This window comes from Chishuiella sp., from assembly GCF_032109125.1.
Taxonomy (GTDB): Bacteria; Bacteroidota; Bacteroidia; order Flavobacteriales; family Weeksellaceae; genus Empedobacter.
In genome coordinates, this window is record NZ_DAMCLZ010000001.1 from 215,315 (window position 1) to 240,459 (window position 25,145).

A 25,145-nucleotide genomic window follows, 5' to 3' on the forward strand; every position below is an offset into this window, starting at 1 on the left:
AAATGAAAACAAAATTAATTTATATTTTTTTAATCATTGGGTTATTTATCCTGCAATCTTGTGCTTCTGAAGAATCAGTAGGAATTAATATTGATTTTGATATAACTGTTCAGAATAATGATTATTCAGTACCTGTAAAAGTTGATATAAAAAATAAAACAACAGGAGCAGATACATTTAATTGGAGTTTTGATGGAGCAACTGAAGTAGTATCAACTCAAAGAAATCCTAAAACAATAGTTTATACAAAACCAGGAACTTATACTATAAAATTATTAGCCTCAAATAAAGATGGTATAAAAGAAGAAAAATCTATTGAAATAAAAATAGATGCAGCAATGCAAGCAAATTTTGATTGGGAACAAGAAGGAAGTGATATAGCTCCTGTAAAAATTAAATTAAATAATTTATCAAAAGGAGCAATAAGTTATTATTGGGAGTTTGAATATGGTAATCCTATAACTTCAACAGAAGAAAATCCTGTTGTTACTTTCAATAAATCAGGAACTCATAAAATAAAACTTACGATTGGAAACGGACGTGAAGAAGATACAACAGAAAAAACAATTACAATAAAAGATGCAATGAGTGTTGATTTTGACTGGTCTGTTGATTTTATAGATGAAGATTATGAAACACCCGTCAAATTGTATTTAAATAATTTAACAACGCAAGCAACTTCATATCAGTGGTTTTTAAATAACTCATCAACTGCATTTAGTACACTACAAAACCCAACTATTGTTTTAAAGAATATTGGGACGAATACAATAAAGTTAATAGCCAAAAATGATAAAGAAGAGAAAATAATAGAAAAAAATGTAGAAATAAAAGCCAATAAAAATTTATTAACATTCAATCATATAAAATTAGGAATCAATACAGCACATACTTCAATTGGATCATTCTTCTCATCACAATTAGGAAAAGTTGTTAATCAATCTGATGTAAATAATATAGATGGATCGTTGATTGATTTTGCTTATTTCGGATTAAGTTCAACATTTAATTATAATGAATTTTTGTCACCAGACGAAGTTCAAACAAAATCATTTAATGCCATTAAAAATGCGATACATATAAAAGTTATTAATTCGCAAGAACTAGTCGGTACCCAATTGAATATTTCTCAATATGATGCAATTGATAACGGAAATGATTTTAATCGATTAACAATAACAGAATCAACTAGAGGAAAAACACCATTTGATAATAAAACTTCTAATAGAATTGTTCTTTTTGAAACAGTTGACGGAAGAAAAGGAGCTATAAAAGTGACCGATTATGTTCAGGATGGAAAAGAATCTTTTATTATAGTATCAATTAAAATTCAAAAAACGAAAAGCTAAACCTCTTTACTTATGAAAAAAATGAAGCATTGTATAGCTTTTGTATTTTGTTTTTTATCTATTATAAAGATAAATGCACAAGAAGTTGATTTAGAAAATATAGGTGGAAATATTAAAGAAAATTTAAAGAAAAATCCATTTAAGATTTCAGGTGGAGTATCTGCAAACGCTATTTTTTATAGTTCAAACGTTAATCAAAATAGGGAACCTTTTACGTATTTCTTAAATGGAAATCTTAATTTAGGTTTATACAATTGGTCAATGCCTATTTCGTATAGTTTAACCAATCAAGGATCTAATTTAGGATACCAAGTTCCATTTAAATTTAATAGAATAAGTGTTAGCCCCAAATATAAATGGGTAAGAGCACATATAGGAGATTCAAACATGAATTTTTCTTCTTATACGTATAATGGTTTACTATTCACAGGCCTTGGTTTAGAGTTAACACCTGATATCCCTTTTAAAATAGCACTTTTAGGAGGTAGATTAAATAAAGCTGTAGAAGACGATGGACAACAGCAAACAATAGCATCTTATAAAAGAATGGGATATGGAGCTCATTTAAAATGGGAAAAAGAACGTTATAAAATGGGATTAATTGGTTTTTATGCTAAAGATGATCTTAATTCTTTAAAACAATCGATTGATGATAGAGGAATAACACCTGAAGAAAATTTAGTTCTTTCGATGTTGGGTTCCTTTAAATTGTTAGAAAATGTTGAAGTTTTTGCAGAATTTTCTAATTCAGGTCTTATCAGTGATATTCGAGCCGAAAAAGGAAAATCTTCAAAAGGAATAGCAAATAAATTTTTAAAAAATAATTCTTCTTCTGAAAGTTTTAATGCATATAATGCTGGAGTAAATTTTAATTTAAAATCAACAAGTTTAGGAATAAAATATGAGCGAATAGATCCTGGATATAGAACACTAGGGGCTTATTATTTTAATAATGATTTAGAAAATATTACCATAAACACAGCATTTAATTTATTTAAAGGAAATGTAAATGTTAGTGCAAATATTGGTCGTCAAAGAGATAATTTGAATTCGGCTAAATTAAAACAAACGAACCGTTGGGTTGGATCAATAAATACCAATGTAAAAGCAACAGATAAGTTAATGTTTACAGCAACTTATTCTAATTTTACAATGTATACAAACAACCAACTTAATCAGTTCAATAATTTAAATAATAATCCTTTAGCATTACAACAACCTAGAGATTCAATTAATTACAAGCAAATTTCTCAGAATTTTAATCTTAATGCAAATTACAATTTATCAAGTAGAAAAGAATTAACACAAAATATAAATTTTAATTATTCTTTAAATGACATGGTCAATAAAGAAAATAATATTGTTAGAAGAGGAGGGTTAAATCGTTTCCATAATGCAAATTTAACTTATTCTATAGGTTTACCTGAAAGATCAATTAGTTTAGCGACTTCCATAAATTATACTAATATGTATGCAGCATCTAAAACCACTAATATTTGGGGACCTTCTGCTACAATTAATAAAATGTTTATGGATAAAAAGTTACAAACTTCTTTTGGTGTTTCATACAATGCTTCAACAAGTAATGCAATTTCTACTAAGGTTTCTAATTTTAGATTAAATGCAGGTTATTCACCTTGGGAAAAGCATAATTTTAGTGCAACTATCATTCAATTATTTAGAAATACCAATCAGGATATTCCAGATAAAAAATTGAACGAATTAACAGCTACTCTTGGCTATAATTATTCCTTTTAATCCTCAACCAAATGAAAATATATAATCCAATTAAACTTTATTTTTTTATTTGCATTTTACTTTCAATAAAAGTATTTGCAAATCCTAATTTTGATGTAAAAACACCTATCGATTTTTACAACGAATTATATTCTCCAATTCAAGATCCATCAGTTGATAAAGAAATTGCAATAGCAAGAGGGGCTTTTAATATTGTTGAAAAAAATAATAGCTATTCAACAACAATTAATCCAAGTGAGTTAACTGAGCTGCCTATTGGTGTAAAAGAGATGATGGATAATGTGGAGTATGCAATTATTGTTACAAAAGCTAAATTTACTCCAGAATATGCATTAATTAATGTTTATGCAAGAATTATTACGCCTCAACAAGGAGTAGATGGAGGAAAAAAAGAATTATATTTTGGGGCAGAAGATGTAAAGCTTTCTTATCAAGGTAAAATTATCGGAGATGCCAAGCTTTCTCTTTTAGGGAATCAATATATACCATTTAACGGAGATGAATGGTTAATTACATTAGAAGGTGGATATATTAATAAAAAAGGAGGAGGAAATTCTGTTAATGAGAATACGTATGTTGTAATAGACTGTGACGGAATAAAAGAATTAGCCCTAAAGGGTAATGTACAAATTTCTCGAAATGTTTTAGTACCTGTCGATTTAAGTTCGGGAGATATTATAGAAGATGATAAAATTCGTGTTCGTGGAGATTTTGCTGTAAAAGCAACAAGCTGGAATGATTTATTAGTAAAGGTAAGCATTTCTCCATTTGCTATTACAAAACAAACTCAAAAAACAAACCAAGGATATTTTACTTTTTATGCGAACAATGCAATTTTGGATATGAGTGATCTTCGCTCTGATCCTGGAATTGTTTTTCCTGAATATTATTATACCCACGGTTATTTAATTGATGGTGCTGAAAGTTGGAGAGGTTTTTATGTAGAATCTTTACACATAGGTCTACCAAAAGAATTTAAGACCGAAAAACAAAGAGTTGCTCCTATTTCATTTGATGCTCACCATTTAATTATTGATGGGTATGGGGTATCAGGTCAATTTGCTGCAAATAATATATTTCCTTTAAAAGAGGGTATTACCAGTGAAAAAAATGCATGGAGTTATTCATTAGATCAAATTGGACTTAATTTAGCAGCTTCTAAAATAGTTGGAGCAAATATTAATGGTCAAATCCAATTACCAATACAAAATACAGAAAAAAATGCTACCAATAATCTAGGTACATTAGCTTATGAAGGTTATATAACAGAAGATGAATATCTCTTAGCTGTATCAGTTCAAGAAAAATTAGATTTTTCTTTATGGAGTGCTAAAGCAAGTATTCTTCCTGGTTCTTATTTAGAATTATTAGTTCGTAATAAAGAATTTTTACCTAAAGCTGTTTTAAATGGTTCAATGGATATTAGTGCAAATGGTAACCCAAATCAAAATAATACTATAGAAAATCAGAAAGAATCAGAGTTTAAGGGAATTGTATTCGAAGGATTAACACTTCAAACAAAAGGTCCTATTATGACTGTAGACTACTTTGGAACAAAAGGAGCTCACCAAATAGGTAATTTTCCTGTAACCATAAATGAAATTGTCTTACAGTTAACAGAAAACCAAGCTAATCTTGGAATGGATATTACTGTAGGCCTTCAAGATAAAGGATTTGCAGCTAGAGGAGCTTTCTTTATTGATGGAATAATAGAGAAAAATACTATAAGACAACGCTGGAATTATAATGGTTTCAGAATATCAAAATTATATCTTAACAATGTTGATATAACTGTTGCAAAAGTTAGTGGTGAATTAGAATTCATGCGAGATGATCCTTTGTATGGAAAAGGATTTAGAGCAAACCTTTCAGCTACAGAGATCAAAGGTCTAGGTAAGGGAACTATAAATCTTAATGCTATTTTCGGTCGTAGTACTTTTAGATATTGGGGATTGGAAGGTATGGTAGATGGGTTAAATATCAATACAGGAACTTTTACAGTTTCAGGATTTTCAGGAGGATTATTTTATCGTATGATACCTGATGCAGGACTTAGTATAGAAAATAAAAAACGTGCTGTTGTTTTTATTCCGAATGAACAAGTTGGAGTAGCAGTAAGAGCCGCTGTTTATGGTTATGTTTCAAAAAAAGAGGCTATTTCTCTTATGGCAGGCTTTAATGTATCAACCAATAAAAATGGAGGATTACGAAATATTGGATTTATAGGAGAAGCACAAGTAATGGCTGATATAACGGTAGGATTTAATAATCCTTTGGCTAAGTTACAAGAAAAATTACACGAAACAACTGGAGGTAGATTTCTTGATAAATTGACTAAAGACTTAACAAGCGATAATAGCCCTCTAAAAAATATAATAGATGTTGATGTCGATGAATATTATCCTACAGAATTTACTGGGAATTCAGCTTTATCAGCTAAACTTGCTATGGATTATGATTTTAATAATAAAATATTTCATGCTAATTTAGATGTATATGTAGACGTTGCTGGAGGTATAGTAAAAGGAATAGGTCCAGGAGGAAGAGCAGGTTGGGCAGTTCTTCATATAGCACCAGATGAATGGTACATGCATATAGGAACACCAACAGATATGATAGGATTAAAAGTTGGTGTTGGTAATTTTTATGTACAATCTTCAAGTTATTTTATGGTTGGTGATCGTATTCCAGGATCTCCACCACCACCAATTGAAGTTGCTCAAATTTTAGGTTTAAAACAAGGTGATTTGGATTATATGAAAAATCTTAATGATCTAGGAGACGGAAAAGGTTTTGCATTTGGAACACATTTCAAATTTGATACTGGAGATATGAATGCACTTTTCTTGTATGCTCGTTTTGCTGCAGGATTTGGAGCCGATATCATGCTTAAAGATTATGGTGAAGCTGTATGTACCAATAGAGGAGGAAAACAAATAGGGATTAATGGATGGTATGCTAACGGACAAGCTTATGTTTATCTTCAAGGAGAATTAGGGATAAAAATAAAACTATTTTTTATTCGAAAGAAAATTCCAATTATTAAAGCTGGTGCAGCTGCACTTTTACAAGCTAGAGGACCTAATCCTTTTTGGATGAGAGGTTATCTTGGTGGAAATTATAATTTATTGGGCGGTTTAATAAAAGGTAAATTTAGATTCAAATTAGAATTTGGTGAAGAATGTAAACTAGAAAATGAATCGATTTTAGGAGGAATGAAAATCATTACAGATGTTACACCTAAAAAAGCAGATACTAATGTAGATGTATTTGCTATTCCACAAGCTACATTTGCTTTAACAGTAAACGAACCTGTTGTTATTCCTGAAGATGATGGCGATCATACGTATAAGATTGTAATTGATAAATTTACAGTAGTTGATGAAGCAGGAAAAGAAATTGTAGGTAAAATAGATTATGAAGCAAGTGATCGTGCTAATTTTATTTCAGAAGATATATTACCACCGAATAAGAAATTAAAAGCAATTGTAACAGTTAGTTTCATGGAGAAAAAAGGTGGAATTTACCAGGTGATGATGGAAAATGGTAAAAAAGCGATTGAGACAGAAGAGCGAGAGTTTACAACAGGAAGTGCTCCTAATGTTATTCCATTACACAATATACAATATGCTTATCCTGTAGTGGATCAAAATTATTATTATAAAAAGGAGTCTAATAAAGGCTACATAAAACTAAAAAGAGGACAAGATTATTTATTTGACGATCCGAATTGGACAACAAAAACAGTTTTAAAAACAACGGATGATAAATCATTAGAAACCAATTTTGTTTATGATCAAGCAACAAATGAAGTGCAATTTGAAATGCCAGAATTAAAGAACAAAAGCACTTATACCTTAGGAATTATTGCTAAAAGTTTAAAAGGAAACACAACGAATGATTCTTCTACTACAACATCAACATCAACACAAGGAGAAGATGAAGAAGGTTCTTCTATAGAGACTGAAACAACAATTAAGAAAGCAGAGAAACTTTCTAAAGATGGAGAAATAGAACGATTATCTTTTGCATTTGGTACAAGTCAGTATAACACATTGCAAGAGAAATTAAAACGTTTAAAATTTAATCATTATTGGGAAAAAGTAAGTTCAGATATTGTGATGTTACAAAATGGAGTAACCAATGGGAATGAAAGTTTTGATTTATCTGAATTAGTAGGAACAAGATATACAGATAATAAACCTTTACTCCAAGTTTCAGCATTAATGGATGATGCTTTTGCACAAAAATTTAAAACATTATTTTATAATAATTATCCAGTAGAGCACCTAAAGTTAGATCGTAGTGGTGATGAAATAGGAATTCCGCCAATAAAAGCAATCCCAATTTTCTCTTCTTATTTAATGTATTTAGAAAATAATGAAAATAACGCATTTCTAACAAATTACTTACCATATAAATATGATTTGTTTAGATATTATAAAAATGATTGGTATGAGTTGGTAACTAAGGCAAGTTCTAATTATTTAAGTGTTCCTGTACAACGACGTCCCGCAAAAATTAATGATTTAATCGGTTCTAGTTACGGAATAATACCAAAAGGTAAATACCCAATACAAATGATTTATCTAATGCCAGGTAATAAGACAGGAACAGAATATCAAGTTAATTTTGAAAATAAATAGAAAAAGTATGAATACACGATTATTGAAAAATTATTTTATAATAGCATTTCTTTTTCTATTTAGTTGGATAAATGCGCAACAATACCCAGTACAGGTAACACCTGTACTTATTCCTCCTTATAGTTTAAAATTGGGAGATTATGCCACAACAGGCGAGAATAAGTTACAGTTACAATTGCTCATGACCGATTTAATGGAGCCAACGCATAATGTACGTTTACGTTTTTCATTAGAAAGTGGTATAAACGCAACACCAATAGCTGTATCTAATCAATACATTAACGGAATGCGAGATATTACTTTGTCTCCAGGTGTTCCACTTATTTTATCGAATATTGATATTCGTCCTTTATTTCAATTGCAAAATTTGGGAGGGATTTCAGCCGCTGATTATGCTAGAACATTACCTCAAGGAATGTATAATTTTTGTTTTCAAGTAATTGACAGTAATACAGGTCGAACATTATCTCAGAAATCTTGTTCAACAGCTTATTTTGTACAATATGATCCACCGATGCTTTCTTTACCACAAAATGGAGAGTTAGTACAAAAACAGAACGAAATACAGAATCTTGTTTTTCAGTGGATGCCGAGACAATTAGCACCCAATACGCGTTATATTTTTACATTAAAAGAAATTTGGGATACACAGCGAGATCCTGTTACAGCATTTTTATCTTCACCAGTACTTTATCAAGAAGAAGTTTATAGTAACTCTTTATTTTATGGATTTGATAAAACGCAATTATTAGTAGGTAAGCGATATGCCTGGCAAGTACAAGCGAAATCAGGTAACCCAGTTTTAGGAGGAAATCCAACCGAAGACAATGGCGTGTATAAAAACAATGGCTTATCAGAAATTTTTTATTTTGATTACATTCAAGATTGTAAAATTCCCTCTTTTTTATCAGCTAAAAATGCAGGACGAGGACGCGTAGAAATCCGTTGGTCTTATCCAGGAGAAAAGCCCAATAGCTTATATAAAGTACAGTACCGTAAAAAGGGAAGTACTTCTGCTTGGATGGAACTAGATGCTTATCAGGAATCTGCTTACATAACAGGTTTAGAAGATCAAACAGTTTATGAATATCGTGTAGGTTCGGTTTGTGGGCTTAATACGTCTTTTAACAATTCGTTTGAAAATGGGACAACCAATGCATATTCTTATAGTAATATTCAGCAGTTTACAACAAATAGTAGTGATAAAGACAATAATTACCAATGTGGTTTACTTCCTGATAGTAATATAACCAATCAATCACCATTACAAGAGTTATTAGTTGCTAATGAAATATTCACAGCAGGCGATTTCCCTGTAACGGTTATTTCTGCAAAAGGTAGTAATGGTAATTTTACAGGAGAAGGGTACATTGTAGTTCCTTATTTAGGAAACACGAAACTAAAAGTAGTTTTTAACAGTATACAAATCAATACTGAAAGACAATTAATTGGTGGAGTTATTGAAACGACGTATGATCCGAATGAATCAGCAATTTACACATTAAGTGATTTATGGAGTGGTCTTGGAGATCAAAACATAACGAATATTAACTTCAATTATCCAATAGAATCAGTAGAATATATATCAACACCACCACCAGGAAAAATCATTGTAAAAGGTAAACCAGGCGAAAATGGAGAAGAAGGAGCGAGTCAAACCTATGATGGCGGAAAAGAAACCAAAATAGTAGATTCCGAAGGTAATATTTGGGAAGTAGACAAAGATGGTAATGTAACCGATGGTGGAAAAATAGCCAAAGGAGGAGCATCAACTTCATCTAATACCGAAGGTATATCAGGAAGTGGAAAAAATAGTAAAGTAGAAAACTATACAGCTAAAGGTATAACACTAAAATGGGAAGAATTAAAAGATAAAACGACTTATACGTTTGATACGCCTTTAAATTCTGGTTTAGCACTAAGTGATTATGCGAATGTAAAAGACAGTAAAGGAGTAACTGTTGCGGTTCCTTACAAATTGGTTGTAAACGGAAAAAAAGATGTTTTACAGGCTAATGTAACCATTACAGATGAAACGTTGAAAGACGCTAAAATTATTTTTAAAACCTTAAAGGAAGGAAAAGAAATAAATGCAGAAGAAAATAAAGTTTCGTCTACACAACGTTTGTATGAATTAGAATTAAAAGGCGTTTACAATTATGCCGAAGAAGAAATAATTGCAGTAGCAATGCCAACCGATTCAATCGGGAAACAACAAATTATTAGTTCGTTTAATCTAGTTCATATCAAGAATGAGAAACCAAAGGTACATTTGGTTCCATTAGATAATATATCTGAAGGAAAACTGAAAGAAATTGAAGAAAACATCAAAAAATCTTATAAAGTTGTAGGCGTTGACTTTGAAATTGTAAAAGAAGATGTTTTAGATATTACCGATTTAGGAATCGGAAATACAATAGCATCAGGTGACCCAAAACTGATGAGTACGTATGGAAGCGATCAAGTAAAAATCAACAATTATTACCTGAATAAGCGTAGTAAAGAATTACGTTATGTGGTTTTTGTAACAGAGAAATCTTCTTCTACAGGTCAATATGGGTATATGCGTCTCAATGGGCAATTTGGGTATGTATTTGGGAAAGCCCCAATCAAAACAGCAGCCCACGAATTAGGACATGGTGTATTTAAACTAGAACATCCAACAAGTAATAGCGATAAATTATTGATGGGTTATGGAACAGGAGAATTACTATCTCACCTAGACTGGAAACAAATCGGTGATCCTAAGTTTAAATTGTATGCTTTCCAAGGGCAAAGTGAGGGAGAGTTAGCAAATGGATTTGGATTATCTCCTAATTTCGATTTATTTGAAACAGATTCTAATCTTATTCTTACGTACGATGATATTAAGTTAGAATATGGATTTGTAGAAGGCTTCATCAATAAAGGAACTGATTATTATTGGGATACTACTTTAGAAAAGTATATCGATTCTAATCAAAATAAATATCCATTTATTAACACTACGCCAGCTGATAATCGATTTATTTGGTTGGTTTATAATCTTGACAAAGAGTGTAAAGAACGTAAGTTTATACGTACACTTTACAGAGACGTAAAAGATATTATTGCTCGTAAAGACAAGCAAGCATTAGTAGGTTATATTGCTGAAATAGATAAAATAAATCGCCCAAAAGAACCGAAAGATACAGATATCTATTCAGGATATTTAGGTTGTGATGAAAGTAAAAATAGAACAAATGAAGAATTATTACAAAAAGCCAATAAAATTATTGAAGATAAAATAAAAGCACAATTCCCTGAAAAGAATATTACTTACTCATTGTTAGATAAAAAAGACCCTGACTATGAACAAAAATTGGTAGAAGCTAAAAAACAAGCAAGTTATATCATCGCAACTTTAGAAGCAAATGGCGAATCAACATTGGATTTTAGTTTTGGAACACCAGATTGGTTACTAAAATTATTACCAGAAGGAGGGAAGTCCAATGATACGTGTGCGAAAGAGTATGTTAATAAAGCATTAAAGTCATTAAAAGAAAATATAGCCTACAAAACTGCAGAACGATCAGAGCAAATCGCGATGGAAGTAGGTACAGCAACTTATTATGGTTTCTTTGGAGTATTGTATTGTGCTACGAACGAAGAAAGTTGTAAGAACTCATCTTCAACAGTTAAATTTATTACAGGAGCTACACATGAGTTGGTAGCTAGTGTAGATGTTGTACAAATAGTAGAAGGAGTTGTAGCATTAATAAAAGGAAATGCATTAATGACTATGAAATCTTATGTAGATTATTATAAAAATCTTGAAACAATTTCTCGAAATCAAACTGTAACTCCACGACAAGCTTTAGAGGTTATTTTATATCCACCAGCTAATAGTAGTATAGTAGCAGTTGAAAAATCGATAGAAGTAGGAGATAGTTTTATCAAAAATTATTTTACAGAATGTGATAAAAATGAAGATATTTTGAAATATGATAACTCACAAAATATGTGTGCTTATAAATATGGAGAAATAACGGTAATGGTAGTTCCTATAGTATTTACAGCAGGAGAATGGGCGATAACAAAAGTATCTGCTTTAAATAAATTGAAAACATTTACAAAGTTAAGTGAAAGCTTACTAGAAGCATCTATACAACTGGATAGAAAATTAGCCAACAAAGGTGTTAAATTAGTAGACGAAGGAACAGGAACAGTTTTAATAGAAACCAAAACAGGAAATCGTTTAACGAAAATTGAAAGTAAGAACCAAGCAGATATAGAAAAAGCCTTGGATAATTTAACAGGTTATCATATAGATGATTTAATAAAAGATTATCCAAATCTAAGAAAGTGGCTTGATGATCCAAAATTGAAAGAGATTTTTGAAAGAGATTTTGGTAATGCATCTCCAGATGTATTAAAAGCATTGGATAACAAAGAAGCATTCGATGCATGGAAAAATCTGAGAGAAAAGAATCCTACATTAATTTTATGTAACTAATTATGAAAAAGATATTTTTAATTGTTTTTATATTTATAGGAATAGTCCTAAATGCACAATGTTGGGCAAATGAGTTATTTATTGATATAGCTAATTCTAAGAATGATGCTTTTAAAGCATTTTACAAGAATGCTCCAGTAGAACATTATGATGCCTATAAAATACTTTCAGAATCTAAACAGTTAAGACAAGATATAGGAAGTTTACAATCTATTGTTAAAATTCGTAAAAACCCCAATTACCTTTCGTCAGGTATGTCAGACGAAATATTGTCAAAAATAAATGGTTGGGGAAACAAAGGAGTACAGGTTGGTTATAAAGAAATTGTAGATAAAATAGATAATTTTATATCTGCTTTAAAAAAGAATGATATAAATTGCATAGAATGCGACAAGTTTTTTAATGTTTTTACAGGTTCTGCCAATAATTCAAAACAAGGTGTTTTTTATATTTTGGAAGATATAGCAAATGACACAAAAACCTTTACAGGAAAAACAATAAATCGTGAAGTAAGGGTAAGTAAAATTGACGATTCAAATGGCTTTATAGATGTTGTTGTAAATGATAAAGGGTTGACTACAAGCAATGCCGATGATCTTTTAATAGAATATAAATGGTACGGAGGAGATAAAACTGTTTCACAGAAAACATTTTTAGATGAGTTTGTAAAAAGGGATTTAAACAATATCGAAAGTCTTAACAATTTACAATGGCGTATCAAAGGGCAAAAACTAACCAAAGAAAAAGTGATTGAATATCTTTCTTCTAATGAAGGGAGGAAAATGTTAGATAAACAACAAACAATAAAATTAATCGATAATTATGCAAATGATGTAAATTATCGTAATGAAATTACAAATGTAAAAGAAGTATTAGAATTTATAGAGTCAAATAATGATTGGTATAATTTAATTTTCAAATAGGATGATAAGAAAAAATATAATTAATAATGCAGAAGAATTTGAAATTCTTAATAATCAAATTTATGTAGGAAATGACACCTTTTTAACAATATATGACACTCATTTAAAGGTTCTTAAAAAAGAAAATATAGGGGTTTTTTTTTTAAAAAAATTTAATAATTATATACTATTACAGCCTAAAAGTGATAAAGAAAGAGAAAATGTTTATGTAATAAATGAAAACAATAAATTACTTTTTGGTTTAATATTAACACATAGTTTCATAGAAAATGATCAACTATATATTCTTAATTCAAATAGAAATATAATTAAGTATGATAATAAAATAAATAAAATAACAGAGTATCATAATATTGGTAGATTTCCAAAATTATTTATAAATAATACTTATTTGAAAATTACAATTGAGCAATTATTTTGTTATAAACTTAATAACAATGGAATTCTTTGGCAACAATCTTTTACCGATTTACTACAGTCAGAAGAAGTATTGTTACGCTATTATTATGTTTATAAAGAAAAGATAGTTATTCATTTACTTACAAATGGTTTACTACAGAATAAATATGTTTCTATTGTATTAGATGTTAATACAGGTAAAGAACTTTATCGTACAGAAGAAACATTGGGTAAAAAATTAATAAATGGACTAGGCTATACATTATACGACCAAATTTTATGGATAAGTAATCCCGAAACATACGAAGTAAAACGTATTGATTTATCAGAAACACTATTTCCATTAAATAAAATAATAGACGATAAAATAGGCGATGTAGATTTAGGAAAAACAGAAGTTAAATTTAGATTTTCGCCAGATTATTTTTCTGTAGATTATCCATATTTATATTTTTCTGAGCAAAGAGGTCTGCAAGTAGGAGCTTTAAATATAGAAACTAAAGAATTGGTATTTCACACAGAAATTGAAGAAAAAGGTTTAGTAAAAGATTTAAAATCAAGCAACGGAAAACTCTTTGTTCATACTACAGAGAATAACCTTTATGTTTTTGGTTAATTACGAAACAAGCCCAAAGAATTTGTAAATTCAATAGAAGGTTTTGAAATAAAATATTTGACAGATCGACAATTTGAAGCTGATATAAAAAGAACGATTAATGGGAGAACTCATTTAGGAGAATATAAAAGTTACAAAAAAGCAACATGGGAAAACTTTCCTAATAACACGAGTAGGGTAATGTATCAGAGTTAGTGATATGGAATTTTAACTAATTTAAATCGCTGAAATTCAATATAAATATTAAAAATATATAAATAAAAAGAGTAGAGATAATCTACTCTTTTGTATTTTTAGATTAAAGAAACAGCCTAAAATGATTAATTTTTCTACCTTGTGTATCAGAGTTAGTGATGGAGTATTTATTCGTTCTTTGAAAATGTAATTTTAGCGTTAGGGGTTGTAGTGACATCCTTTTGTGTAGCGAACTAGCGAACAAAAGATACAACGAAAAACCCGCTCGAACGCCCAACATCCTATCTCACCTAGACTGGAAACAAATCGGAGATCCTAAGTTTAAATTGTATGCTTTCCAAGATCAGAGTGAGGGGGAGTTTAATGGTGGTTATGCAATTACGCCAAATTATTCTGTTTTTTCTGTTGCTTCTTCAACTGTAACTGATGATATAGATTACATAATAGAAGATAACAAAAAATATGCTGACGATGGAACTTTACCTAGATTTAAATTAGATAATAAATACTATACATGGAATTATAATGAAAATAGATATGAGTCTAAAGAAAACTCAGACACAATTATTTTCAAAATAAATCCTATTGATAAGTCTAAATTAGATGATACAAAAGATATTTATTTATTCTTTAATAAGAATAATCCATGTGGAAAAACAACCTATAAATACGTAGGTGTAAAAGAATACCTTAAAGCAAATAGTGATTTATCTAGTTTTATCCATGAGAATAATGATAATAGAAAAGATTTACCTTGTATTGGGGCTACAAGTTCTACTGTTGATAATGGGAATAATAATTGGAAATTTGATCCTAATAATCAATCAGATGACGGTAGTAATGAAGAATGTAATACAACTTCTTTCGAATATTTATCTATACCTTCAGACAAAGATATTCAGTCTATAAAAACTGTATTTTTAAAAGGATTTAACGATAGAAAATCTATTCAAACCAAAGAAAGAGAACAAGGGAAATACAGTCATATTCAATATGTAAATAATTCTGGAAAAGAAGGTTCTATTACAGATATAGACAAAGATGATTTAGAGTTATTAGAAGATAAACTTCATTTATTATCATATTACAAAAAAGACACTTATGTTGGAGTTGTTTTCTTAAAAAGAAATTTTAAAGAATTCTATAAAGCAGACCTTGTAGATAAATTAGCAAGCGAAGTTATAAAATCTAGTGCAGGAGAATTAGGAGGTAAAAAAGCAATGCTTATTATAGTGCCTTACACTTATAAAGTGGCACATGATACAGATTGTTTACCAATCGGATTCTCTCAAACAAAAGATAATGATATCGTAAAATATTCAGCTGTAAAAATAGATACCAAGAAAAAATGGTTAAGTAAAGTATTGGGTATTTATACTGAAATACCTAAGCCATTATTTGTAAATAGATATTATAAAATGGCTGATGGTAAAATTATTCAAAGAGCTGAAAGTTCGGTTAAAGATATTAAAGGTTATCCTTTTATTAACAATCTAACATTTTACGAGTCCAAAGGTTATGATGCTATTCGTAGCTTAAATGATGAGTATAAGAATACTAATTTCAAAGAATATCTAGGACTTTATGCTCAATATTTAGAAAAAGCGAATAAACTATACTTTGAGTACACAACAAAAGAAGAACAAGAAGGAAGTATTAACAATGCTAATCTTTGGAAAACTATTTCAACTGACGATTTAGGCAAGTTTAGAGAAATCTATATAGATGATGTAAAATTAACTAATAAATTATGGGAAAAATCTAAAGAATCATGGGCTTGGGGCAGTAAAGTAGAAATATCTTTAAATACTAGTCCAATATTATCAAAACATTTTTACAATTTTGATAAAATGGCGTTGGTTGACGATGTAGTTTATGGTGTAGTAGATGGTGTAGGGCTAATACCAGGTGTTGATACGTTTACCGATCCTTTTGGGGCTGTATATGCAGGTATCCGAGGCGATTATACCAATGCAACTATTTACAGTGCTTCATTTGCAATACCGTTAGCAGGTTCTGCATACATGAAGGGAGCTCTGAAAGTGGGCGAAGATGCTAGCCAGCTAGTTGGTATAGTAGCCAGAAAAGCAGACAATGCCAACGGTTATATCCTAGAAGCCAAAAAGATTAGCGAAATTGGAGCCAACGAAGTTCATGTATCTTCAGTTTATTATGGTGGCGATCAAAAGCTAACACAGAAAGTATTAGATGGTGTTAAAGCCGATTCTAAATATATTGATGGAGATTATGTGAGAAATGCACTGAAATACAGTGATGAAATTAGTCCACTTTTAAAAGATTCTAAAGAATTAATACTAAAAACCTTTGGTAGAGAAACCAAATTTGCGACAGATGATAATACAGTTCGCAAAGTTGCCGAATTTTTAACAGAAAAGAACAAAAAAGCATTATCATATATAGGAGGAGAACAAGGTTTACAAGATATTATCAAAGCCAATGTTCGTGCAGGATGTACTACCTGTGGTACAGCGACAACCAATTTCCTTAAAAATATGGATGAATATTTGGATGATGTATTAGATTTTTCTAATAAGTATTCTAAAAAAGATGGTTTTGATGATGTACTAAAAGAACTTAAAAAAGTTAATAGCGGAGGTTCACCGAACTATGCAATGGAAGGAGCACGTTTATGTTAGATAAGATTAAAAAGACTCCTGAGATTACTACAACTACAGTTAAAAAATTTGATGGAAAATTTGAAGGGGAGATTGATAATATCTGTGAAAAATGTAGATTTGATATTGAATTAAATAATGGAATTAAGTTCGAATACAAGAGTTACAGCGAAGCATCTATCAATAGAATATCAACCAGTGATGCATTCCTAAAACAACATCTGAGCTACCTACAAGATGCAGAAGGCATTAACAAAATAAGATATGAGTTTGATGCTAAAAAATTCGCTAATAGAGAAAAAATTGTAGAGCAGTTTAAAAAAATGTATGAGAAGAATTTAGATAATACATTTGATGTGATATGGAGAAACAAGAATATTAGAAATAGTATATTTGATATGTTATCATATCCAACAAACATCAGTGAAGGACAATTAAAGACTATTTTAATATCAGATTTTAAATCAATAATAAATAAGACAGATAGTAAACTGTATAATTTTATAAAATCAAACTAATGTTATTTAAACAAGTTAATATAATAGATAAAATTAATGATTTTTGTATTTCAAAAAAAAATGTCGCTTTTGAAGATAGTAATAGTCAAATATATTTCAATGGAAATTTGATAGAAATTGAGAACTCAGGATTTTTCTTCTATGAAGATAGTTTTTGTTGTTATACAAATGAAAATACCACGGAGTTTTTTGATATAAATGGTAAGGCTATATATGATATGGACATAGTATTTAAGCCAACTACATTGTATGAGAATAATTTTATTAGTTCTAAAAATATATTTAAGAATGAAAATGGACGTTGGGTAAGTGATTTATACAAATTTCAATTTAAGCCATTTGAGGAATTAGAAAAATTGAATTATACTATTGAAGGGAGTTTTCATAGAATTAATGATTTTTTATTGCAAATTCATACAAAACAAGTACAATTAAATTTTGTCAAAAATGGTTGTGAAATATGGAAATTCGACTTACAATCCATTCCAAACAATCCACATGACGACAATTATGACAAGGCTGCTGATTGGGAAGTAAAGAAGTTTATCGGATTATTGGAGGGAAAACTATGGATTACCTTGAATCATCACACTATCATTGCACTTGATGTGGAAACGGGAAAACTAATCTATCAAATACACGATATACCAAGTTTTCAATGCGAATGGTTACCCCCTGCCATTCCATTGTCTGAAGCCACTGTTATCGACGAGAAAAATAATACACTCATAGGTTTTATGTGGGAGTTCTATTGGGAAATCAATCCGAAAAATGGAGAAATTACTTTATTAGATTTTACAGAGGAATTTTTAGCTCAAAAAATTAGGAATGACTTAAAAGACTTTGTTTTAACTGATAACCACATCTATTTTGGAAGTCATCACGATGTAAAGGTTGCGGCATTTAATCGTCAGACGAAACAAATCGATTGGTTTCATGAGTTTGAAGACGATGGTAATGGATATCAATCACGTATCAGTAAGATAGATGGAAATGATGAAAAATTGGGTGTTTTAACGCAAGGTAAAGTTTTATATATTTTTGATAAAGATAGTTAAGTTTAGATTTCATCATTAGGAAAGGAACTTACAGAAAATCAATTAAACGTGGTAATTTATCATATTTAATGATATGTTTTTTTTTGAAAAGTTACGTTACTAAAAGTCAATGAAAATATTTAATCTAAAAATACAAAAGAGTAGAGATAATCTACTCTTTTGTATTTTTAGATTAAAGAAACAGCCTAAAATGATTAATTTTTCTACCTCGTGTATCAAAGTTAGTGATACTCAAATTTGTCCATTCTGTTATTCCAATAAAATAGTTAAAAATGGTCATACTAAAACAAAAAAGCAACAATTTTTCTGCAAAAAATGTAGGTGTAGATTTTTAGATTATTATAGTTATAAGGCTTATCATCATAGAATTAATAATTATATCGTAGAATTTATAAAAGAGGGATTAGGTATTCGGTCTATTTCAAGAGTCTTAAAACATATCTACCACAACTTTACTAAAAAGAATAGTCTTGATTGCTCAAAAAATCAAACGTCCAATATTAATTTATGGAAAAAGATATGAGATTGATGAAATGAGATTTTATATTCATAAAAAGAAAAATTTACAATGGTTGGTTTATGCTTTAGAACGAGAAACAAAAAAAGTGGTCGGATTTTCATTTGGTAAAAGGACAAATAAAACACTAAATACGGTTGTAAAAACGTTATTAAATGCTAAACCAGAAAGAATTTATACAGATAAACTTGCTAACTATAAATTTCTTATTCCAAAAAATTTTCATTTTACAAGGAAATATGGTACAAATCATATTGAAAGGAAAAATCTTACCATTAAAATATCTTTAAAAAGATTTCAAAGGAAAACAATCTGTTTTTCTAGGAGTATAACAATTACAACAGCTATTTTAAAAATTTATTTTTGGACGTGATTTCTTTTTGTATAATTCAAATTAATCTGGTTTTATTAAATTACTTTCATTTTCAATACGATTAAGTTCAGATTCAATGATACTTAAAGTATCTAGTTTTATCTGTGTATAATTTGCCTCAATTTCTAGCTTCATTTGATCCTTCCCGTTTTTATTTTTAAATGATTGGATTGATGGAATTTTCTGATAGTTTTTAGTTTCAGAAGCAACTTTTTCATTATCAACTATAATTTCAGCATGAAATATTTTTTGTTCAATACGCTCATCAAAATTATCCGAAACAGCTCCTACAAACATTCCTTGCGTAAGAGTAGAGATTTTAGAAGCTGGAATTAAACTATCTAACTGAGTAGAGATAGAAGTAGATTTATCACTTCGATTAATTGTCATGCTTTGACGTTTTTGTAATACTTTTCCAAATCGTTCTGATAAACTTTTAGCCGTTTCTCCAACTACTTGACCACTAAAAATATTTCCTACAGTATTTTGTATCACTTTTGCTTCCTTGTCTCCATAATCACGAATTAACTGAGAGAAATCTTGAAAACCTAAGCATACTGCCACTTTATTACTCCTTGCTGTTGCTATAAGATTATCTAACCCTCGAAAGTAAATTGTAGGTAGCTCATCTATAATAACGGAACTTTTTAATTGTCCTTTCTTGTTAATGAGTTTTACAATTCTTGAATTATATAAACCTAAAGCTGCAGAATAAATATTCTGACGATCGGGATTATTTCCTACACAAAGTATTTTAGGTTCTTTGGGATTATTTATATCAAGTGAAAAATCATTCCCTGTCATTACCCAATATAACTGAGGAGAGATCATCCGTGATAAAGGAATTTTAGCTGAAGCAATTTGACCTTGTAATTGATCTTGTGCACCACCTTGCCAAGCATCCATAAAAGGAGAAAGATAATTTTCTAAATCAGGATAAGATGTTAGAATAGTAAAAAGATCTGAATATTTTTTATTTAATAGCTCAATTGCGTGTGGAAATGTACAGTATTTACCATTTTCATAAATTTTAAGATACCAAATAATAGCTGCTAATAAAATAATCGGACTTTCTACAAAGAAATCCCCTTGTTTTTGTATCCAGCTTCTATTAAGGTTTAGCATAATAGTATATGCTGCTTCATAAGCATCTGAGATATCAGTCATAAAATCAGGATTCAGTGGATTACATCGATGACTTTTACTTGGATCATCAAAATTGATGATATAAAATTTTGGTTGTATTTCGTATTTATCTTGATGTTTTAATAAATGGTTATATGCAATAGTAGAAAGATCATCAAATTTAAAGTCGTAGATGTACATTGAAAATCCTTTTTCAATATGTTGCTTAATGTAGTTATTAATAACAGCATATGATTTTCCAGAACCAGGTGTTCCTAAAACAATAGTTGCTCTAAAAGGATTAACAATATTAATCCAACCCTTATTCCATTTTTCTTTGTAATAAAACTTTGTAGCAAGATTAACAGAATATTCATTTTCCATTAATTTAGTTTCCTGCATAAAGCTTTCGTTTTCATTATTAAAAACATCATTCATTAAATTATTTTTGAGTAATCTACTCATCCAAACTCCAGCAACCATAATAGCGATATAACCTAAACTTGTCGTGAGGAAATATGAAATTGTAGCTACTTTTTGATTGAATTTTAATAATGGAAAATTGAAGAAAAATAAAACAATACCTATAAATAAAAGGCAATATATTTTAGACCAAGTAATCTTTTCATTTTTAACACCTTTTGTTCCTAAACAACTTAGAGCGAGTAATAAAACAGCAAAAATTTTAGTAAAAATAATGGAGGAGAATAATCCTGCTGTACGATTGAAATTAATCAATATTTTATTGATAACTTCAAGAGTTAAACCATTATCTAAAAATAATGAATAGCAAAACCAATAAAAGTGCATGAGGACTAATATAATGCTTACTGCTCGCATAAAACCCATTATTTTAGCTAAACCTCTTAAGTCATCTTCTCCTTGCATGTATAGAATATTTAATATTAAGTTGAGTTAAACTTATATACTCAATGCTTTGATAATAAGATTTGGCATAAAATGGTTGCAATTGGAATGATTTGACAACGAATAAAATTATTGATTTCTTTTCCTTTTGCGTTTTCTATTTGGTTTAATAACAGAATCTAATTCTTCATAATCTTCGTTTTGTGCTTTAGGAAGTAATCCTATATAAATATCAGCTGAAGTTTCTTGTTGTTGAATGTTATCTAAAAAATCAAATAAATGATGATTTTCTTCATTTAGAAAATTAGCATCATCATAATTATAATTCATTGATTGTTGATGTTTATCACTAACATTCATTTCGGATGTATTTTTTTTCCAATAATTATTAAAGATGTTTGCTGAAAATTCTTTACCTAATTGTGAGCCATTGTAAACTATTCTTGAATTATGATCAATGAATGTTACTCCATAAATACGATTCTCACTATTTTTACGAACGATAACATTAATATTCTGCTCCGCTAATGATTCTTTGAAATTTTGTTCATTGTTCGTAGATTTAAAAGCACTTGAAATAGCTAGTTTTAATGTTAATTTACTTGGATGATTTTTTAATTTATTTTTATTCTTTTTAAAAAGAGTCTCTAAACCTATTAGTCCAGCATTTTTACCAAAGAGAGAGGCTTTAAATGGCATACCTATTTTTTCTTTATTTTCATTGATAGGAAAGTATAATAGTCCTTTTTGAATTTTTCCATTTATTTCTCCTTCAACTTTTTCAGCTGTAATATTAAATAATGAAAGTAGCGCATTGTACTCTCCAAAAGTTTGGTATTTATAATAACTAGGTAGATAACGTACCACTGAAGCAATTTGACTTTTTAAATCACCATCAGAATAATTTACGGGCTTGAAAAAATTATTATTTATTTTAAAATCTTTCTTTGTAGCAGGAATTAATCCAAATTTTTGTTCTATTTCTCTGCATATTTTCATAGAACGTTTTTTCTCAAATTTATCCGAAATTTTCTTTCCTTGTTTATCAATACAAACCGATACAATATGAATATGTGTTCTAGTTGTATCAGTATGTTTAAAAACAATAAAAGGCTGCTCACCATACCCCATTTGTTCCATATAGTGCTTTGCAATTTCTTGAAACTGCTTATCACTTACCTTATTTTTTGGATTTGGATTAAGTGAAATATGTAAAGTATGTTTTTCAGTTTTGCGATTAGCAATTAAATAAGATGAGAAAGATTGTATTAACTGACCGATAGAATATTTCCCATTTGAAGTTTCAATCATTTTACTCATATACAAAATCTGTCCATTTTCTTTTTCAACTTTCAAAGTATTGTAGGCTAAAGCTCCATAGAGATTACTACTTCTTCCAATTTTAGCAATCATTTAATCTTACTTTTTCAGATATTTTGTATCAAACTGTTCTGTTATTTGAATAATTTTTTGACATAATGATGCCAGTTCTTTTGTTTGTTTTTCTAATTTATATAAAGAAATAGCTGCTTTTTTTTCAGTAAAATGACTGTATAATATCTTCACAACTTGATTATAATTAACTCCAATAGCACGAAATTGACCGTGAAAAGTTGTTAATCGCATGTAAAAATCAAGTGTTCCTTTATCTATTTTAACTGTTTTTATCTCTTTATTAAACAAAAGAGAAATAATAAACTTTGCTTTATTAGACATTCCAGATTCCTTAAAAAGCGATAATAGTTTAATATTTTCCTCTTTATTTAATCTAAAAACATGGCGATGAATTCTAGGATTTACTTTAGGAATTCGTCCACCTTTGTTTTTACTTTTAGTATTATCCTTGTTATTTTCTTTTCTCATATATCCATTTTTAATTTATACAAAATCTGACTTCGGAAGATTTTCTAAGCCCCGTAGGGCAAGTTGTTTTGAGGCACAAACTTTGTTTTTAGTGCCTCAAAACACAACTTGCAGTGTTCTGATGAACACCTTTTTACACAAAGACTATTTATAACTTCTCTTTAAATAGTTTAATAGACGCTGTATTGTTTGTTAATAGTTATTATTTAACAAAGTAAAAAGTTGTTTACAAGAGTTTTATCATAAAACAACTAGACAAATTCTGCTTTTAAATGCCAAGTCCTACCAGAAATTGAAAGTCCATAAAGTCATTCATTTTATTTGTACATACAAAAGGATGTAGAAAAGTAAATAGGTATCTACGTCACTACGTAATTACCTTTTCAGATAGGTTTATAAGTAATGAGTTATCTATAAAAGTAAATATTGCTATACATGAAGAGGTAGTTAGATTGATACATTAATATATCGGTAGATACATAAAATGATAACCCCTTATAAAAGTACTTAAGTACATTTTTAATAATGCATATACAAACAGATGTAAATATCTAATTATTGACTAAAGTATGTACATGCTAAACCAGATAAGTAACTGTTAAAGTAATTATATATGAAGGCAAAACACGATACAATTTTTATAGCATTTTCTTCTCAAAAAGGAGGCATAGGGAAAAGTACATTTACAACACTTATTGCTAGTGAATTTCATTACCGTTTAGGCTATAATGTAGCAATATTTGATACAGATTTTCCTCAGCATAGTCTTACAAAGATGAGAGAACGTGATTTTAAAATGGTGATGAAAAATGAAGCTTTAAAAAAGCTTGCCTATCAACAATTTACAACGATTAATAAGAAAGCTTATGACATAATACAACATAAATCAGAAAATGTACTAGAAGCCGCTCAAAAGTACATTGATAATTCATCGGTCCCCATTGATGTCATATTCTTTGATTTACCTGGTACGGTAAATACTCCAGGAATATTGAAAGCATTAGCAGGTATGCATCACATTTTTACGCCTATTACAGCTGATCGTTTGATAATGGAAAGTACACTTATTTTCTCTCAAATCTTAAAAGATGTAATTATGAAAAAGGGAGAGACATCTATAAAAACAGTTAATCTATTTTGGAATCAAGTTGATGGTAGAGAAAGTACTTATTTATATGATATATATAATGGCATTATTGAGCAATTAGGATTAGACTTAATGAAAAATTCAATTAAAAACAGCGCTGGATTTCGGAAAGAAAGTGAAGATTATAGTAAAGTTATTTTTCGATCTACTTTACTTCCTCCTGATATTCGTTTGATGAATAATTGTAGATTAGACCTTTTCTTAAATGAATTTTTAAAAATTATAGAATTGTAAGTTGATGGAAAAAGAAAATAATAAAAAAATAACTCCTGAAATCAATGAAGAATTGATGATGAATATTATGGTTGATGGAGTAAAAAAAGATGGTTTAGAGTTACCTCAAGAATCAGTAATAGAAGTTTCTGAAGAACCAGAGAAAAAATCTATTGAAAAACAATCTGCAAAAACCTTTGTCAAAAGTAAAAACAGTTCAAGAAAAAATACTGAAATTGATTATGAAAAGACATTTTTCAGAAAAACTGATACTCATGCTCGCGATGGAAAAACTGTCTACATAAGACCTACTTTTCATGAAAAGTTAACAAGAATAATTCAAGTAATTGGTGAAGATAAAATCTCGATTTATAACTATTTAGATAATTTATTAATACATCATTTCGATGAATTTAGTGACCAGATTATTAAGAATTACAATGATAAACATAAACCAATATTATAAAA

At 29.2% G+C, this 25,145-nt stretch carries 15 protein-coding genes; 12 read left to right on the forward strand and 3 right to left on the reverse strand.

Features of this window, described 5'->3' with window-relative positions:
* Positions 1 to 2: 2 nt before the first annotated feature.
* The 10 genes from RT575_RS00915 (at position 3) to RT575_RS00960 (ending at position 19,462) form a co-directional block, all read left to right on the forward strand.
* A complete protein-coding gene (locus tag RT575_RS00915; RefSeq protein ID WP_313578077.1) occupies positions 3 to 1,349 on the forward strand; it encodes a PKD domain-containing protein in 1,347 nt (448 codons plus the stop codon).
* 12 nt (positions 1,350 to 1,361) lie between these two features.
* A complete protein-coding gene (locus tag RT575_RS00920; RefSeq protein WP_313578079.1) occupies positions 1,362 to 3,107 on the forward strand; it encodes a hypothetical protein in 1,746 nt (581 codons plus the stop codon).
* 11 nt (positions 3,108 to 3,118) lie between these two features.
* A complete protein-coding gene (locus RT575_RS00925) occupies positions 3,119 to 7,753 on the forward strand; it encodes a hypothetical protein (RefSeq protein WP_313578081.1) in 4,635 nt (1,544 codons plus the stop codon).
* A 7-nt stretch (positions 7,754 to 7,760) separates the two neighbouring features.
* On the forward strand, positions 7,761 to 12,227 hold the full coding sequence (locus tag RT575_RS00930) for a fibronectin type III domain-containing protein (protein WP_313578083.1): 4,467 nt from the start codon (positions 7,761 to 7,763) through the stop codon (positions 12,225 to 12,227).
* A 2-nt stretch (positions 12,228 to 12,229) separates the two neighbouring features.
* Positions 12,230 to 13,150: a hypothetical protein gene (locus RT575_RS00935; RefSeq protein WP_313578085.1), complete on the forward strand. Its 921-nt coding sequence runs from the start codon at positions 12,230 to 12,232 to the stop codon at positions 13,148 to 13,150.
* 1 nt (position 13,151) lies between these two features.
* Entirely contained in the window at positions 13,152 to 14,165 is a 1,014-nt protein-coding gene (locus RT575_RS00940) for a hypothetical protein (protein WP_313578087.1), read from the forward strand.
* A 521-nt stretch (positions 14,166 to 14,686) separates the two neighbouring features.
* Entirely contained in the window at positions 14,687 to 17,017 is a 2,331-nt protein-coding gene (locus tag RT575_RS00945) for a hypothetical protein (protein WP_313578089.1), read from the forward strand.
* Positions 17,011 to 17,514 (forward strand): hypothetical protein, encoded by a 504-nt coding sequence (locus RT575_RS00950; protein WP_313578091.1) that lies wholly within the window; start codon positions 17,011 to 17,013, stop codon positions 17,512 to 17,514. Before RT575_RS00945 ends, RT575_RS00950 begins: the two co-directional genes overlap by 7 nt.
* Complete coding sequence (locus RT575_RS00955; protein ID WP_313578093.1) at positions 17,514 to 18,572, forward strand: hypothetical protein; 1,059 nt, start codon at positions 17,514 to 17,516, stop codon at positions 18,570 to 18,572. Before RT575_RS00950 ends, RT575_RS00955 begins: the two co-directional genes overlap by 1 nt.
* Before the next feature lie 470 nt (positions 18,573 to 19,042).
* Entirely contained in the window at positions 19,043 to 19,462 is a 420-nt protein-coding gene (locus RT575_RS00960) for an IS1 family transposase (RefSeq protein ID WP_313578095.1), read from the forward strand.
* 21 nt (positions 19,463 to 19,483) lie between these two features.
* Here the strand turns inward: RT575_RS00960 and mobC are convergent, their stop codons facing one another.
* From mobC to mobA, 3 genes are all read right to left on the reverse strand, one after another.
* Complete coding sequence (mobC, locus tag RT575_RS00965; protein WP_313578097.1) at positions 19,484 to 21,475, reverse strand: conjugal transfer protein MobC; 1,992 nt, start codon at positions 21,473 to 21,475, stop codon at positions 19,484 to 19,486.
* A 108-nt stretch (positions 21,476 to 21,583) separates the two neighbouring features.
* Positions 21,584 to 22,867: a conjugal transfer protein MobB gene (gene mobB / locus RT575_RS00970; RefSeq protein WP_313578099.1), complete on the reverse strand. Its 1,284-nt coding sequence runs from the start codon at positions 22,865 to 22,867 to the stop codon at positions 21,584 to 21,586.
* A gap of 6 nt (positions 22,868 to 22,873) precedes the next feature.
* Positions 22,874 to 23,317, reverse strand: a complete 444-nt coding sequence (gene mobA / locus RT575_RS00975; protein WP_313578101.1) for a conjugal transfer protein MobA — start codon at positions 23,315 to 23,317, stop codon at positions 22,874 to 22,876.
* Positions 23,318 to 23,930: 613 nt separating this feature from the next.
* Between mobA and RT575_RS00980 the strand changes: the two genes are divergently transcribed.
* Positions 23,931 to 24,698: a ParA family protein gene (locus RT575_RS00980; protein ID WP_313578103.1), complete on the forward strand. Its 768-nt coding sequence runs from the start codon at positions 23,931 to 23,933 to the stop codon at positions 24,696 to 24,698.
* A 4-nt stretch (positions 24,699 to 24,702) separates the two neighbouring features.
* A complete protein-coding gene (locus tag RT575_RS00985) occupies positions 24,703 to 25,143 on the forward strand; it encodes a DUF3408 domain-containing protein (RefSeq protein ID WP_313578105.1) in 441 nt (146 codons plus the stop codon).
* The last annotated feature ends 2 nt before the right edge of the window (positions 25,144 to 25,145 follow it).